General features: G+C 72.8%; 13 protein-coding genes. 6 read left to right on the top strand and 7 right to left on the bottom strand.

Annotated features, from left to right (window positions below; all coding sequences use genetic code 11):
- The first annotated feature begins 23 nt into the window (after nt 1-23).
- The 3 genes from FHS88_RS16750 to FHS88_RS16740 are packed head-to-tail and all read left to right on the top strand — an operon-like array spanning nt 24 to nt 2,695.
- Nucleotides 24-1,232, top strand: coding sequence for an acyl-CoA dehydrogenase family protein (locus FHS88_RS16750; protein WP_184486614.1), 1,209 nt, complete (start codon nt 24-26; stop codon nt 1,230-1,232).
- A gap of 6 nt (nt 1,233-1,238) precedes the next feature.
- On the top strand, nt 1,239-2,381 hold the full coding sequence (locus FHS88_RS16745; protein ID WP_184486613.1) for an acyl-CoA dehydrogenase family protein: 1,143 nt from the start codon (nt 1,239-1,241) through the stop codon (nt 2,379-2,381).
- The gene (locus FHS88_RS16740) at nt 2,378-2,695 is read left to right on the top strand and encodes a hypothetical protein (RefSeq protein WP_184486612.1); all 318 of its coding nucleotides are present in this window, start codon (nt 2,378-2,380) and stop codon (nt 2,693-2,695) included. Before FHS88_RS16745 ends, FHS88_RS16740 begins: the two co-directional genes overlap by 4 nt.
- On the opposite strand, the gene FHS88_RS16735 is transcribed toward FHS88_RS16740, so the two are convergent.
- Complete coding sequence (locus FHS88_RS16735) at nt 2,687-3,325, bottom strand: DapH/DapD/GlmU-related protein (RefSeq protein ID WP_184486611.1); 639 nt, start codon at nt 3,323-3,325, stop codon at nt 2,687-2,689. The two genes, FHS88_RS16740 and FHS88_RS16735, sit on opposite strands and share 9 nt — an antisense overlap.
- Nucleotides 3,326-3,479: 154 nt before the next feature.
- Here FHS88_RS16735 and FHS88_RS16730 point away from each other — a divergent pair, with 154 nt between their 5' ends.
- Entirely contained in the window at nt 3,480-4,202 is a 723-nt protein-coding gene (locus tag FHS88_RS16730; protein ID WP_184486610.1) for a glutathione binding-like protein, read from the top strand.
- A 33-nt stretch (nt 4,203-4,235) separates the two neighbouring features.
- A complete protein-coding gene (locus FHS88_RS16725; protein ID WP_184486609.1) occupies nt 4,236-4,877 on the top strand; it encodes a VOC family protein in 642 nt (213 codons plus the stop codon).
- A 244-nt stretch (nt 4,878-5,121) separates the two neighbouring features.
- Here the strand turns inward: FHS88_RS16725 and FHS88_RS16720 are convergent, their stop codons facing one another.
- Entirely contained in the window at nt 5,122-5,721 is a 600-nt protein-coding gene (locus FHS88_RS16720; protein ID WP_184486608.1) for a class I SAM-dependent methyltransferase, read from the bottom strand.
- A gap of 116 nt (nt 5,722-5,837) precedes the next feature.
- Here FHS88_RS16720 and FHS88_RS16715 point away from each other — a divergent pair, with 116 nt between their 5' ends.
- Nucleotides 5,838-7,211, top strand: coding sequence for a PleD family two-component system response regulator (locus FHS88_RS16715; protein ID WP_184486607.1), 1,374 nt, complete (start codon nt 5,838-5,840; stop codon nt 7,209-7,211).
- 120 nt (nt 7,212-7,331) lie between these two features.
- Here the strand turns inward: FHS88_RS16715 and rpmG are convergent, their stop codons facing one another.
- The 5 genes from rpmG to dprA all read right to left on the bottom strand — a co-directional run bounded on the left by rpmG (nt 7,332) and on the right by dprA (nt 15,434).
- Nucleotides 7,332-7,499, bottom strand: coding sequence for a 50S ribosomal protein L33 (rpmG, locus tag FHS88_RS16710; protein ID WP_184486606.1), 168 nt, complete (start codon nt 7,497-7,499; stop codon nt 7,332-7,334).
- Nucleotides 7,500-7,643: 144 nt separating this feature from the next.
- On the bottom strand, nt 7,644-9,074 hold the full coding sequence (locus FHS88_RS16705) for a S41 family peptidase (RefSeq protein WP_184486605.1): 1,431 nt from the start codon (nt 9,072-9,074) through the stop codon (nt 7,644-7,646).
- A gap of 86 nt (nt 9,075-9,160) precedes the next feature.
- Nucleotides 9,161-11,575 carry a ribonuclease R gene (gene rnr, locus FHS88_RS16700; protein WP_184486604.1) on the bottom strand — a complete coding sequence of 805 codons (2,415 nt, stop codon included), beginning with the start codon at nt 11,573-11,575 and terminating at the stop codon, nt 9,161-9,163.
- The gene (gene topA, locus FHS88_RS16695) at nt 11,575-14,316 is read right to left on the bottom strand and encodes a type I DNA topoisomerase (RefSeq protein ID WP_184486603.1); all 2,742 of its coding nucleotides are present in this window, start codon (nt 14,314-14,316) and stop codon (nt 11,575-11,577) included. Before topA ends, rnr begins: the two co-directional genes overlap by 1 nt.
- 11 nt (nt 14,317-14,327) lie before the next feature.
- Nucleotides 14,328-15,434 (bottom strand): DNA-processing protein DprA, encoded by a 1,107-nt coding sequence (gene dprA / locus FHS88_RS16690; protein ID WP_184486602.1) that lies wholly within the window; start codon nt 15,432-15,434, stop codon nt 14,328-14,330.
- Between the last annotated feature and the right edge of the window lie 61 nt (nt 15,435-15,495).

Genomic DNA, 15,495 nt, shown 5'->3' with positions numbered 1-15,495 from the left:
GGATTCGAACGGGAGCAAAGAGGATGGAACTCCGCTTCACCGAAGAGGAACGCGCCTTCCGCCAGGAAGTGCGCGAATGGATCGACGCCAACCTGCCAGCCGAGACGCGCGAGCGCATGGCCTCGGGCCGCACGCCGACCAAGGCGATGCAGGTGGACTGGCAGAAGCGGCTCTACGCCAAGGGCTGGGCGGTGCCGCACTGGCCGGTGGAATGGGGCGGCCAGCCCTGGTCCGCGATCAAGCGCTTCATCCTGAGCGAGGAGATCCAGTCCACGCCGGCGCCTTCGCCGCTCGGCTTCAACTGCAACATGCTCGGGCCGGTGCTGATCGCCTTCGGGACGGAGGAGCAGAAGAAGTTCTTCCTGCCCAAGCTCGCGAGCCTCGATCTCTGGTTCTGCCAGGGATTCTCCGAGCCCGGCGCGGGCTCGGACCTCGCCAGCCTCAAGACGCGGGCGGTGCGCGAGGGCGACCACTACATCGTCAACGGCCAGAAGACCTGGACGACGCTCGCGCAGCACGCGGACTGGATCTTCCTGCTGGTCCGCACCGACCCCAACGCGGCCAAGCAGCAGGAGGGGATCTCCTTCCTGGTCGTGGACATGAAGACGCCTGGCATCACCGTGCGGCCGATCATCACCATCGACGGCGCGCATGAGGTGAACGAGGTCTTCTTCGACGACGTGAAGGTGCCGGTGGCGAACCTCGTCGGCACCGAGAACCGCGGCTGGGACTGCGCGAAGTTCCTGCTGTCGAACGAGCGGACCGGCCAGGCGCGCGTGGGCGCTTCCAAGGAGCGCATCCGCCGGCTGAAGCTGATCGCGAAGGAAGCCCCGGGGGGCGGGCGGCCGATCATCGAGGATCCGCGCTTCCGCTCGCGCCTGACGGATGTCGAGGTGCAGCTCAAGGCGCTGGAGATGACGACGCTGCGCGTGCTCGCCGACGAGAACCGCCAGCTCAGCCAGCGCAAGCCGAACCCGGCTTCCTCGGTGCTGAAGATCCGCGGGACGGAGCTGCAGCAGGCGATCAGCGAGCTCTACGTGATGGCGGCCGGCCCCTACGGCCTCGTCGCGCCGCACGATCCGGAGGCCGATGGCCGCAACGAGCCCGACGTGGCCGAGGACTGGCAGACGCTCGCGCAGGCGACCTACTTCAACTGGCGCAAGCAGAGCATCTACGGCGGATCGACCGAGATCCAGAAGAACATCATGGCCAAGGCCTTCCTGGGACTCTGACGCACCATGGATTTCGACCTCTCCGAAGACCAGCGGCTCCTGCAGGACAGCCTCCAGAAGCTGCTGAAGGACAAGTACGGCTTCGAGCAGCGCAAGGGCTACATGAAGTCCGAGACCGGCTGGTCGCGCGACCTGTGGGCGGCCTATGCGGAGCTCGGCCTGCTCGGCATGCCTTTCGCGGAAGCCGATGGCGGCCTCGGCTACGGCGCCGTCGAGACCATGATCGTGATGGAGCAGTTCGGCCGCGCCCTCGCGCTCGAGCCCTTCGTCTCGACCGTGGTGATGGGCGGCGGTTTCCTCCGCCATGGCGCGAGCGCGGAGCAGCGCGCCGCCATGGTGCCGGAGATCGCGGCCGGGAAAAGGCTGCTCGCCTTCGCCCACACCGAGCCGCAGTCGCGCTTCGACCTGCACGATGTCGCGACCACCGCGAAGAAGGACGGCGCGGGCTGGATACTCGACGGCCGCAAGGGCGTCGTCCTGCATGGCGACACCGCCGATGACCTGGTCGTGACCGCGCGCATCTCCGGCCAGCGGCGCGACCGCGAGGGGATCGGCGTCTTCCTCGTGCCCGCGACCGCGCAGGGCGTGTCGCGGCGGGGCTTCCGCACCTCGGACGGCCAGCGCGCGGCGGATATCACCTTCGACAACGTGAAGGTGGGCCCCGAGGCCGAACTCAAGGGCGGCCTCGCGCTGGCCGAGCGCGTCGTGGACGAGACCATCGCGGCGCTGGCGGCCGAGGCGGTGGGCTGCATGGAGGCGGCCAAGGACCTCACGGTGGACTACCTCAAGACGCGCAAGCAGTTCGGCCGCCCGATCGGATCCTTCCAGGCGCTGCAGCACCGCGCGGCGGAGATGATGGTCTGCCTCGAGCAGGCGCGCTCCATGGCGATGCTCGCCGCGATGATGGCGAGCGAGCCCGATGCCGCCGAGCGCCGCCGCCAGATGCGGGCGGTGAAGATCGAGGTCGGGCGCAACGCGCGCTTCGTCGGCCAGCAGACCATCCAGATGCATGGCGGCATCGCCATGACGATGGAATATGCCGGCGGCCACTACCTCAAGCGGCTGACGGTGATCGAGAACATGTTCGGCGACATGGACCACCACCTCGCCGCGCTCAGCGAGGAGGGCGGCGTCTTCCTCGCCGCATGAGCGGCGCGGAAGCGGCGCGCGCGGCCGGCCTCGCCGCCTTCCGCGCGAGCCTCGCGGGCGATGCGCCGCCCGAGGGGCTCCCCGCGCCGCTCGCCGCCCTGTGGTGGGATGCGAAGGGCGACTGGACGCGCGCGCACGAGGCCGCGCAGGCCGGAGGCGACGCCGACAGCGCCTGGGTCCACGCCTATCTGCACCGCAAGGAAGGCGACCTCGCCAACGCGCGCTACTGGTATGCCCGCGCCGGCCGCTCCGCCGCGTCCGGCGCGCTCGATGACGAATGGGCCGCGATCGCCGCGGCGATGCTCTCACGCTGAGGGCGCGGCATTGTCCCAGCGGTCGCAGAAGGCCTCGACATCCTCGGAGCGGAACTCCTCGAGCCGCTGCATGATGGTCGCGAAATCCCAGTCCCACCAGGCGATGCGCGCGAGCCGTGCGGCGATCGCGCGCGGGAAGCGCTCGCGGATCAGGCGCGCCGGCACCCCGCCCACGATGGTGTAGGGCGCGACATCCTTCGCCACCACCGCGCCCGCGGCCAGCACGGCGCCATCGCCCACCGTCACGCCGGCGAGCACCGTCACGCCATGGCCGATCCAGACGTCGTTGCCGATGCGCGTGCGCTGCGCCCGGCGCGCGGCGAAGAAGGCGGCGTCGCGCTTCTGCGCCGGGTCGTAGTATTCCGGGCAGTAGGTGAAGCGGTGCTGCGAGACGCGGCCCATCGGGTGGTTCGGCGGGCCGATGCGCACGCAGGCCGCGATGGCGCAGAACTTCCCGATCTCGGCATCGGCCACCTGGCAGTCATGCCCGAGATAGGAGGCATCGCCGATCGTCGCGTATTCGATGCGGCAATCCTCCAGGATCTCGCAGCGCGCGCCGATGCGGGCCTCGCGCAGGCGGACGCTCGGGTGGATGACGGTCTCGGCGATCTTGGGCCGGGGCTGGTCCATGGGCAGACTCCGCAGGCGGGGCGGGCGCAGCACGCCGGGGCAGGGCAGGGCGGTCAAGGCGGAGAAGGTGCCGGGCCATCCGCACAGCACGCGCAAGGGTTGCGCGCGCCCCGCGCGGTGCCCATGGTTGCGGCACGCCCGAACGGAGAGCCCGATGCCCGCCCCGATCCAGCTCTGGACCTGGCCGACGCCGAACGGTCACAAGATCCACATCATGTTCGAGGAACTGGCCGAGCAGGGCCGCGCCATCCCCTACGAGGTCGTCCCCGTCGCGATCGGCAAGGGCGAGCAGTTCCGCCCCGAGTTCCTCGCCATCACGCCCAACCACCGCATCCCCGCCATCGTGGACCCCGAAGGGCCGGGCGGCGTCCCGTTCAAGCTGTTCGAGAGCGGGGCGATCCTGATCTACCTCGCGGAGAAGGCCGGCTCCCCGCTGCTGCCGGCCGAGCCGGGGACGCGCTACACCTGCCTGCAATGGCTGATGTTCCAGATGGGCGGCGTCGGGCCGATGTTCGGCCAGTACAACCACTTCGCGAACTACGCCGCGGAGAAGATCCCCTACGCCATCGAGCGCTACGCCAACGAGGTCGCGCGCCTGCACCGCGTGCTCGACAAGCGCCTCGCGGAAAGCGCCTATCTCGCGGGGCCGGACTACTCGATCGCCGACATCGCCACCTTCCCCTGGATCCGCAACCCGGACCGTCGCGGCGTTGATCTCGGTCAATATCCGCATGTGAAGCGCTGGCACGATGCCATCGCCGCCCGCCCGGCGGTGCGGCGGGGCGTCGATGTGCTGGCCGAGCACCAGCGCCGCGGCCCGATGACCGACGCCGAACGCGACGTGATGTTCGGCAAGACCCAGTTCGCGGCGCGCTGATCCGCCGCGGGCCAACAGGAACGCCACGAACCCATGGCCGAGATCGACCACATCGTCATTGGCGCCCGCACCCTCGAGGAAGGGGCGCGCTACGTCGAGAGCCTGCTCGGCGTGAAGCCCTCCAGGGGCGGCGCGCATCCCGGCGTCGGCACGCACAACATGCTGCTCGGCATGGGGGCGAACTGCTACATCGAGATCATCGCGCCCGACCCCGACCAGCCCGAGCCCGCCCATCCGCGCCCCTTCGACCTCGACGACGCGGCCATGCGCACCATGCTCGAGGCCGAGCCGCGGCTGATCGCCTATGTCGCCTCCACCCCCGCTCTCGATGCCGTGGTCGCGCGCCTCGGCCCCTCGCATGCGGGGGAGATCCGCGCCATGTCGCGCGGCAACCTCTCCTGGCGCATGGCCTTCCCGCCGCAGCGCCAGGACATGGACAACCTGATCCCGCCCCTGATCCAGTGGGAGGGGGAGCGCGCGGCGAAGCACATCCGCGATTCCGGCTGGCGCCTCGTCTCCTTCGAGGCGGAGCACCCGGATCCGCAGTCGGTGATCGCCGCGCTGACTGCCCGCGGCCTCGCCGAGGCGGTGAAGGTCCGCCAGAGCCCGCATCCGCGCATGATCGCCCATCTGCGCCACCGCGACGGGCGCGAGGCGACGCTGACGAGCGCCTGAGCCCTCGCGCCTGCCGGGTGCGGTCCCGGCGCATGGCACGATGCGGAAACATTCCCGCCCGCAGAATGGATCCGGCCGGAGGTCGCGGCCTTTCGCCGCTGCGGCGCGGACGGTAGAAATCGGATCGGCCCCGCGCCATGTCGCGGCGCAGGGGCAGGGGAGCAGGTCAGGCATGGCGGGCAGGTTTGCAGGCGGCACGAGGCGGGTCTCCGTCGCCGGCCCCGCCGCGCGCGGCCGCCCCCCGTCAGCCCGCCCTGCGGTAGCGCCAGACGCTCGCCGGCGGGAAGTTCAGCGGCGTGAAGGCCTCGCGCCGCCCGGTCAGGCCCAGCGCCTTGCAGGGCAGGGGCGAGGTCACGCAGTAGGTGTAGAGCAGGAAGCCGCGCCCGGGCGCGACCGCCTCCACCGCCTCGACGAAGGCGCGCTGGCGCGCCGTCGGCAGCAGCACCAGCGGGATGCCGCAGATCGCCGTGCCCACGCGGCCATGCAGCGCGGCCGGCAGCGCCTCGGCCAGCGCGAAGGCATCGCCTTCGATCACCGTCACCCCCGGCAGTTCGCGCGCGAGGTGGCGGGCCATCTCGGGCACGATCTCCACCACCACGAGCCGGTCCGCCGGCACCCCGCCCTCGAGCAGCGCGCGGCTGACCGCCCCGGTGCCCGCGCCGAGCTCCACCACCACCTCGTCCGGCCCGCGCTCGACCAGCGCGGCGATCTTCCGGCCGAGCGCCGGGGAGGAGGGCACGATCGAGCCCATCTGCAGCGGGTTGGCGGCCCAGCGGCGAAGGAACAGGCCGACGCCCCCGGCCTCGCGCTGTGCCCGTTGCTCTCCTGCGGCGATGCCGGACATCCCATGCTCCGTGACAGAATGATGACGATTCAAGGGCTTGCAGCCCGTTTGCTGATAGGTCGCGGAACCGCGTCGCGCCAGTTACGGTTGAGTGGCAGGCAGGGCGGAGGTTCGGCGTGACGGCGCGCGTGCTGGTGGTGGACGACATCCCCGCCAATCTCCGGCTGCTCGAGGCGAAACTCCGCGCCGAATACTTCGAGGTCGCGCTCGCGGCCTCGGGCCCGGAGGCGCTCGCGCTCGCCACCGCCTGGTCGCCCGACGTCGTGCTGCTCGACGTCATGATGCCCGGCATGGACGGCTACGAGGTGTGCCGCCGCCTCAAGGGGCAGGAGGGGACGGCGCATATCCCGGTCGTCATGGTGACCGCTCTGACCGAACAGGCCGAGCGCGTGCGTGGGCTCGAAGCCGGGGCGGATGATTTCATCTCGAAGCCGGTGGACACCACGCTGCTCTTCGCCCGCCTGCGCGCCCTGCTGCGCGTGAAGCAGGTGCTCGACGCCTGGCGCCAGCGCGCCGAGACGGCGAAGGAACTCGGCTTCGAATCCGCCGGCGCGCCCGAGGAGGAGTTCATCGGCGCGCGCGTGCTGCTCGCCGGCGGGGATGATGCCGAAGCCGCCGTGGTGGCCGAGGCGCTGTCCGCCGACGGCATCCTGCTCGAACAGGCGCCGGACGAGACGGCCGCCTGGGAGCGCCTGCAGGCGATGCTGCACGACCTCGTGCTGGTGAGCCTGCCGCTCGCCGGGGGCGATGCGCTGCGCCTCTCCTCCCGCTTGCGGGCGCATGGCGAGAGTCGCGACCTGCCGCTCGTCCTGCTCGCCGCCGAGGACCAGCGCGCGGGCGTGCTGCGGGCCTTCGAACTCGGCGCCTCCGACCATGTGATGCGGCCGGTGGATCCGCCGGAGCTGCGCGCGCGGGTGCGCAACCAGCTCCGCCGGCGGCGCTACCAGGACCTGCTGCGCGAAAGCCTCGACCGCTCGCTCGAGATGGCGGTCACCGACGCGCTGACCGGCCTGCGCAACCGCCCCTACATCCGCCGTCATCTCGATTCGCTGCTGCGCAGCGGCACCGCCGCCGCCGTGCTGCTGATGGATGTGGACCGCTTCAAGCCGCTCAACGACCGCTACGGCCATGCGGCCGGCGATGCCGCGCTCAAGGAGGTCGCCGCTCGCCTGCGCGAACAGTTGCGCGCGGTGGACGTGGTGGGGCGCTACGGGGGCGAGGAGTTCATGGTCGTCATGTCCGGCGCGACGGAGGAGGAGGCGACGGCGGTCGCCGATCGCCTGCGCGCGGCCATCGCCGATGCGCCCTTCGATGTGGGGCCGGTCACGCTGCCGGTCACCATGAGCATCGGCGTCGCCGTCTCCGGCGGGCAGACGGCGGCGGACGGGCTGATCGCGGCGGCGGATGCGGCGCTCTACCGCGCCAAGGAAGGCGGGCGGAACCGGGTCGAGGCCGCGCGGCCCGAGGACTGGCAGGCGGGCGCGGCCTGAGCGGCGCGCCCCGCGCCCGGGCGCGGCGGGGTTCCAACGCAAAACGGGCGCGGCCCTGCGGCGCGCCCGCTCGATCCCCCTGGGGTGGTCACGCGGCGGGCGCCCTGGCCCGCCGGCGCGTCACTTGATCTTGGCTTCGCGGAAGACGACGTGCTTGCGCGCCACCGGGTCGTATTTCCGCTTCTCCATCTTCCCGGTCATCGTCCGGGTGTTCTTCTTCGTGACGTAGAAATAGCCGGTATCGGCGCTGCTCACGAGGCGGATGAGAATCGTATTCGCTTTGGCCATGACATGACTCCATGGCCCGTGGGCGAGCCGGCCCCGGGCGTCAGACGGCGCACCCTACCCATGATGGCGCCCGCGTCAAGCGAAAGCGGCGCGCCGCGCGCCAGCCCGGCGCGGTCCGGCCGGGCGGAGGCGGCTGCATCGCCCTCACCGCGCCACCGCCGCCGCATGGGCCAGCGGGTCGAGCGCCAGCGCGCGCGCCGCGGCGAGCTCGGCATCCGCCACCTCGCCCGGCGGGCAGCGCGCCCGCAGCGCTTCGATCTCGGCCGCCGGCACGGGATGGCGCAGCGCGCGCTGGCGGGTCTGCGCCGGCCCCATCGGCCGCGCGCCGGCCCTGAGCGCCGCCAGCGCGCGCGCCGTCTCCTCCGCGCCGCCCGCCATGCACAGCCCGGGTAGCACGCCGAGGCCCTGCAGCGGCCAGCCCGCCGGCATCACCAGCCGCGACCAGGACATCTGCAACTCGCCCCCGTCGGGAAGCGGAACCACAAGCTGCACCAGCCCCTTGCCGGTGGTGGCCGTGCCGGCGATCGCCGCCCGCCCGCGATCGCCGAGCGTGGCCGCCACGATCTCGGCCGCCGAGGCGGTGCGCCCGTCCACCACCACCACCAGAGGCCGGCCTTCGGCAAGGTCGCCGCCCGCGGTCACGTAGATCCGGCTCGCCTCGGGATGCCGCCCGGCGGTGCGGAAGGCCTCGCCGGGGCCGAGGAAGATGTCCGCCACCGCCGCCGCCTGGGACAGCAGCCCGCCGCGATTGCCGCGCAGGTCCAGCATCACCGCCCGCGGGGACCATTGGCTCAGCGCCCCGAGCAGCACCGCCGCCGCCTGGCGCTCCGTCTGGGCCGAGAAGGCGGGGATGCGGATGACCAGCACCTCCTCCGCGCGCTCGGCCGTGACCGGGCTGCCGGGCGGCAGGACGCGGCGCAGCGCCACCTCCTCGCGCCGCCGGCCGCGCTCGATCAGCAGGACCACCTCCGTGCCTTCCGGCCCTTCGAGCAGCAGCGCCGCCGAGGCGGCATCGCGCGGACGCAGCCGGATGCCGTCGATCGCCAGCACGCGGTCCCCGACCCGCAGCCCCGCCTCGGCGGCCGGCCCGGACGGCGAGACCGCGACCACCACCGTCCCACCCTGCCGGCCCGGGGCCAGCCGGAGGCCGAGACCCGCCTCGCCGGTCCGGCGCTCGCGCGCGGTCTGCGCCTCCTCCGGCGTCACGTAGCGGCTGAACGGGTCGAGGTGGCTGAACACCGCCTCGAAACTCGCCTGCACGAGGCGCGGCGCCCCCGCCCGCCTGACCGCCGCCGAGGCGCCCCAGGCCGCCTGGTGGAACAGCGTCAGCCGGTCCGCCGCCGCGCCGCCGGCGGCCGCGCGGCGCTCGCCGGCCTCCTGCATGGGCAAGGGGCGCGCGAGGAGGGTGCGTTCCCCCTGCCGCAGGACCACGTCGCGGCCCGCGCGCTGGATCGAGAGTTCGGGATCGAGCGATGCCATGCCCTGCAGCGCCCAGAGCAGGAGGTCGGCCGGCGTTGCCGCATCGAGGTGCCGGTCGAGGATGGTCTCGAACCCCGCGCCGAGCACAAGGCGCATCTCCTCGCGCGGATAGGCGCCGGTCCGCGCCGCCTCCTGCGCCGCCGCGAGGCCGGGCAGCAGCAGCAGCAGCAGCAGCAGCAGGATCAGCCGCGCCGGCCGCCCCGCCCGCCCCTGGGCGCCGCCCTGCCGCGCCCGCGCGCCGCCAGCCCCTGCATGAGGTGGAACACCATGCCCCCGGTGCGGGGCGTGGCTTCGGCAAGCCTTGCCTCCACCGCCTGGCCCAGCGTGAAGGTCAGCCTCGATCTGCGACCGGCCAGCGTTTGCGTGGCCTCGTCCAGGTCCCATCGGTCGTCCGGCAATGATCCGAGAGGGACGATTCCGCTCGCCCCGTTCTCCTCCAGCGTGACGAAGAGGCCGAAGCGAGTCACCCCGGAAATGCGCACCTCGAACGACTCTCCGACGCGCTGTGCCATGAACGCCGCGAGGTAGCGGTCCACCGCGTCGCGCTCGGCCGCCGCGGCGCGGCGTTCCGTGCTCGTGATGTGTTCGGCGGTGTCGGGGAAGCGCGCCGCCTCGGTCTCCTGCAGCCCGTCCTGGCCGAGGCGCAGCCCGCGGATCAGCGCGCGGTGCACCAGCAGGTCCGCGTAGCGGCGGATGGGCGAGGTGAAATGCGCGTAGCGCGGCAGCGCGAGGCCGAAATGGCCGATGTTGTCCGGCGCATAGGCGGCCTGGGACTGGCCGCGCAGCACCGCCTCGTTCACCAGCCTCTCCTGCGGGCTGCCGCGCACCTTCGCGAGCACGCCCGCGAAGTCGCGCGGATGCAGCCGGTCCGATGGCGGCAGCGAGATCCCGAAAGTCGCGAGGAACTGGCGCAGCCCCTCCATCTTCTGGTCCGAGGGGCGGTCATGCACGCGGTACATGCAGGGCTGGCGGAGGCGTTCCAGCTCCTCCGCCGCGCAGACATTGGCCGCGACCATGAACTCCTCGATCAGCCGGTGGGCATCGAGGCGCGGGCGCGGCACCACCGCCTCCACCTGGCCGCGCTCGTTCAGCACGACCTTGCGCTCGGGCACGTCGAGATCCAGCGTCCCGCGCCGCTCGCGCGCGGCGAGCAGCGTGCGGAAGGCGCCGTAGAGCCGGGCGACATGGCCCGCGGGCAGGGCGGCCGGGTCCTTGCCGGCATCGGCGGCGGCCTGCACCTGCTCGTAGGTCAGCCGCGCGGCCGAGCGCATGATGCCGCGACCGAAGGCGTGCGCCTGCTTCCGCCCCTGGCCGTCGAAGCGCATCTCGACGAAGAGGCAGCCGCGATCCTCGCCAGGGCGCAGGCTGCACCAGCCGTTCGACAGCGCCTCGGGCAGCATCGGCACGACGCGGTCGGGGAAATAGACCGAGTTGCCCCGCGCCCAGGCCTCGCGGTCGAGCGCCGAGCCGGGCGTCACGTAATGCGCGACATCGGCGATGGCGACGATCACGCGCCAGCCCTCGCCCTCGGGCTCGGCGAAGACGGCGTCGTCGAAGTCGCGCGCATCCTCGCCGTCGATCGTCACCAGCGGGATGTCGCGCAGGTCAACCCGCCCCCGCCCGCTGACACCGCGCGCGCGCTCGGCCTGCTGCACCGCCTCGGCGGGGAAGATGTCGGGGATGCCATGGGCGTGGATGCAGACCAGCGAGACCGAGCGCGGCTCGCCCATCACGCCGAGCACCTCGGTGATGCGCGCCGGCTTGGGGCCGAAATGGCGGGTCGAGGGCAGGGGCTCGGCGAGCACGATCTGCCCCGGCCGCGCGCCCCCGGCATCGGCGGGCGCGACCTGCCAGATGCCCTTCTGCCGCCGGTCGGTCGGGATGATCTGCCCTTCCTCGTAGACGCCGAGGATGCGCGCGGGCGGCGCCCCGCCGATGCGCTTGAAGGTGCGCCCCTCGTACTTGCCGGGCCCGATCGGGCGCAGCCGCGCAAGCACCCGCTCGCCCGCGGTCAGCGCCGGCTGCCCCTTCGCCTCGGGGCGCATGTAGATGACCGGAGGGCGGCCCTCGCCCTGCCATTGCAGGGGGCGCGCGATGGGATCGCCGTCGGGATCGGTGCCGGTCACCTCGACCGGCGCGATCTCGGGCAGCCGGGAGGGATGGATCATCGCCCGCTTGCCGGCCGGCGCGGCGCCGCCCTCGGCGGCGATCTCGCGCATCAGGGCGCGCAGGGCCGGGCGCTGCTCCGCCGTCAGGTTGAAGGCGCGCGCGATCTCGGATTTGCGGACGCGCCCGGTCGCGCCGGCGAGGAACGCCCGCAGCGCCGCCTTGCTCGGCAGCTCCGGCGGTGCGGCCTCACGGGCCGCGGCGCGCCGTTTCGCGCTCGCCTTCGGGCCGGCGGCGGATTTCGCGGTCGCGCGATGCGGCTTGCCGGAGGCGGGCTGGCGCTTGGGGCGCGCGGCGGGTTCGGGCGCCTCGGCCTCCCCCGCGGGCGGGGCGGCGCGCGGCGCGCGCGCCGCACCGCGCCTCGCGGCGGTGCCGCCCGCCTTGCCGGCCCGGGCCTTGTGCCCCTTGGCGGGCGGCCCCCTGCGGACCATCAGCCGGAGGTCTTGCGCGAGCGGGTGGCCGGGCGGGCCTTGGCGGCGGCCTTGCCGGAAGGCTTGGCGGCGGCCTTGGCCGGCCGCGCGGCCCCCTTCGGCGCCTTGGCGGCGGGCTTGGCGGCCGCCTTGCGCGCCGCGGGCTTGCGCGCGGGGGCGGCCGGCGCCTCGGCCTTGCGCGCCGGGGCCTTCGGCGCGGCCGCCTTGCGCCCCGCCGCCCCGCGCGGCTTCAGCGCCTTGCCCTTCTGCTCCAGCAGCGCCACCGCGTCGTCGAGCGTGATGTCCTCCATGGCGACATCGCGCGGCAGGTTCGCCACCGTCTTGCCGTGCTGCGCGTAGGGGCCGAAGCGGCCCTTGCGCACCACCACCGGCTCGCCGTCCGCGGGATGGGGGCCGAGTTCGCGCACCCTCGCGCGTGCATCGGCAAGCAGGGCGAGCGCCCGGTTCATGCCGATGGTCAGCACGTCGTCGTCCTTGTCGAGCGACTTGAAGATGGAGCCGCAGCGCACGTAGGGGCCGAAGCGGCCGAGGCCGGCGGAAATCTCCTCCCCGGTCTCGGGATCGCGGCCGATCACCCGCGGCAGGGAGAGCAGCCCGAGCGCCTGATCCAGCGTCACCGAATCAGGCGATACCCCGTTGGGAAGGCTGGTTCTCTTCGGCTTGACCGGCTTGCCCTTGGCATCCGTCCCGCCCTCGCCGAGCTGGATGTAGAAGCCGAAGGGCCCGCGCTTGAGCCAGACCTTCTGGCCGGTCGCCGGATCCTCGCCGAGTTCCTGGTCCCCGCCCGCGCCCTCTGCGCTGCCGGAATCGACGCCAAAGGGGCGCGTGTAGCGGCATTCGGGGTAGTTCGAGCAGCCGATGAAGGCGCCCGTCCGGCCGAGCCGCAGGCCGAGCCGCCCGTTGCCGCAGCTCGGGCAGGCGCGCGGGTCCGTGCCGTCCTCGCGCGGGGGGAAGATGTGCGGGCCGAGATCCTCGTCCAGCGCGTCGATCACGTCGCGGATCTTGAGATCCTTGGTCGCCTCGACAGCGGCCGAGAAATCCTTCCAGAAGGCGCGCATAACCGCGCGCCAGTCGGTCTGGCCGGCCGAGATCTCGTCGAGCTTCTCCTCCATCTGCGAGGTGAAGCCCGTATCCACGTATTTCTCGAAGAAGCGCACCAGGAAGGTGGTCACCATCCGCCCGAGATCCTGCGCCACGAAGCGTCGCTTCTCGAGCGTGACGTATTTCAGGTCCTGCAACCGCTGCAGGATCGAGGCGTAGGTCGAGGGGCGCCCGATTCCGAGTTCCTCCAGCCGCTTCACGAGCGAGGCTTCCGAATAGCGCGGCGGCGGTTGCGTGAAATGCTGGCTGGCGGTGACCTCGCCGCGCTTGAGGGGATCGCCCTGCTGCATCGGCGGGAGGATGCGGCCGTCCTCCTCCTCGGTCGGCTCGGCAGGCTTGATCCCGGCGCGGAGGTCGGCGGCCCGGTCGTCCTCGTCCTCCTTGTAGAGCTTGAGGAAGCCATCGAAGGCCACGACGGAACCCGTTGCCCGGAAACGGATCTTCCCGTCGGCGCTGGCGATCTCGACGGCCGTCTGGTCGAGTTCCGCGGCCGCCATCTGCGAGGCGACGGCGCGCTTCCAGATCAGTTCGTAGAGCCGCGCCTGGGCGCCATCGAGTTCGCCGGCCATGGCTTCCGGCGTGCGGCTCACGTCGGTGGGCCGGATCGCCTCGTGCGCCTCCTGGGCGTTCTTGGCCTTGGTCTGGTACTCGCGGGGGGCGGAGGGCAGGTAGTCGGGGCCGAAGGCGTCCTTCACGTGGTCGCGGATGGCGAACATCGCCTCCCGCGCCATGGAGACGCCGTCCGTCCGCATGTAGGTGATATGCCCGGCCTCATAGAGCGCCTGCGCCGTGCGCATCGCCTGCTGCGCGCCCATGCCGAGCTTGCGGGAGGCCTCCATCTGCAGCGTGGAGGTCATGAAGGGCGGCGGCGGATTGCGCCGCGTGCGCTTCTTCTCCACCGAGGCGACGGCGTAGGTGCCCGCCTCGGCCAGCGCCTTGGCGCGCTTCGCGCTCGCCTCGTCCGGCAGGTCGAACTGGTCGAGCTTCCTGCCGTCCAGATGCGTCAGGCGGGCGGTGAAGGGGGCGCCGGCGGGGGTCTGGAACTTCGCCTCCAGCGTCCAGTACTCGCGGGGCTTGAAGGCCTCGATCTCGGCCTCGCGCTCGCAGATCAGGCGCAGGGCCACGGACTGCACGCGCCCGGCCGAGCGCGAGCCCGGCAGCTTGCGCCACAGCAGCGGCGAGAGCGTGTAGCCCACGAGGTAATCGAGCGCGCGGCGGGCGAGATAGGCCTCGATCAGCGGCTGGTCGAGGTCGCGCGGGTGCTCGACCGCATGCTGGACCGCCCGCTTGGTGATCTCGTTGAAGGTGATGCGCCGGACATCCTTGCCCTTCAGCGCCCCGCGCTGGCCGAGCATGTCCTTCACATGCCAGGAGATCGCCTCCCCCTCCCGGTCCGGGTCGGTCGCGAGGTAGAGGCGCTTCGCTCCCTTCAGCGCGGCGGCGATCTTGCCGACCTGCTGTTCCCCGCGCGGGTCCTTGCCCCAGACCATGGCGAAGTCCTGGTCGGGCAGGACGGCGCCGTCCTTCTCCTCGAGGTCGCGGACATGGCCGAAGGAGGCGAGCACGGTGAAATCCCGCCCGAGATACTTCTCGATCGTCTTGGCCTTGGCCGGGGATTCGACGACGACGACGTCGGACATGGATATGAGTGTCACCCGTTCGCAGAGCGGACCACGCGATGGCCCGGCAGCAGCGCCACCCGGCCCTCGAGCTCCAGATCCGTGAGCACGGCCTGGAGTTCGGGGGCAGTCAGGTGGCAGCGGCGGAGCACCTCGTCAACCGATACCGGTGACAATCCAATCAGTTCAAGAACTTCGCCCGGGCCTTCCGGGGGCGGGCCCAGCCCTTCCGGCTCTGTTTCCTCCGGATCCGGGTGGTTCCGCGGGGCGAACAGGGGCGCCTCGCGCGGTGCCTCGGGCAGGTGCTCCAGCACATCCGTCGCGGTCTCGACCAGGTGCGCGCCCTGGCGCAGCAGGTCGTTCGAGCCACGGCAGCGCGGATCGAGCGGGCTGCCGGGCACGGCGAAGATCTCGCGCCCCTGCTCGAGGGCGAGGCGGGCGGTGATCAGCGTGCCCGAGCGGTGCGCCGCCTCGACCACCACCACGCCGAGGCACAGCCCCGCGACGATCCGGTTGCGCTTCGGGAAATGCCGGTTGGTCGCCACCGTGCCGAGCGGCGCCTCGCTCACCACCGCCCCGCGCGCCGCGATGCGCTCGGCAAGCGCCACGTTCTCCGGCGGGTAGGGCCGGTCCACCCCGCCGGGCAGCACGGCGACCGTCCCGCCCGTTCGCAGCGCCCCCTCATGCGCGGCGGTGTCGATGCCGCGGGCGAGGCCCGAGACCACGGCGAGCCCCGCCTGGGCGAGGCTCTCGGCCAGCTCCTCGGCGATCCGCCGCCCCGCGGCCGAGGCGTTGCGCGCCCCGACCACGGCCACAGAAGGCGCGGCCAGCAGCGAGGCATCCCCCAGCACCGCCAGCACCGGTGGCGCGTCCGGCAGGCGGGCGAGCAGCGGTGGGTAGAGCGGGTCGTCGAGGAAGACGAAGCGGCCGCCGCGCTTCGCGAGCGCCGCCGCCTCCTGCCGCGCCTCGGCTTCGGATGGCGGGCGGAAGGGCGCGGCGCGGCCGGCGCCGAGGGCCGGCAGCGCGGCCAGGGCCGCCGCGCCGTCCCGGTGCCGGGCGATCAGCTTGCGGAAGGTGAGGGGGCCGATGCCCTCGGTGCGGGCGAGGCGCAGGCGGGCGAGGGCGTCGGCGTGGTCCATCGGGGGCGCGTGTTCGACCCCGGCGGAAGGACGGGGAAGCGAAACTACGCACCACCCGCAG

Origin of the sequence: Neoroseomonas alkaliterrae (assembly GCF_014199195.1) — a bacterium.
Lineage (GTDB): Bacteria > Pseudomonadota > Alphaproteobacteria > Acetobacterales > Acetobacteraceae > Neoroseomonas > Neoroseomonas alkaliterrae.
The sequence above is the reverse complement of the archived record's forward strand: the minus strand, read 5'-3'. Positions and strand labels throughout refer to the sequence as shown.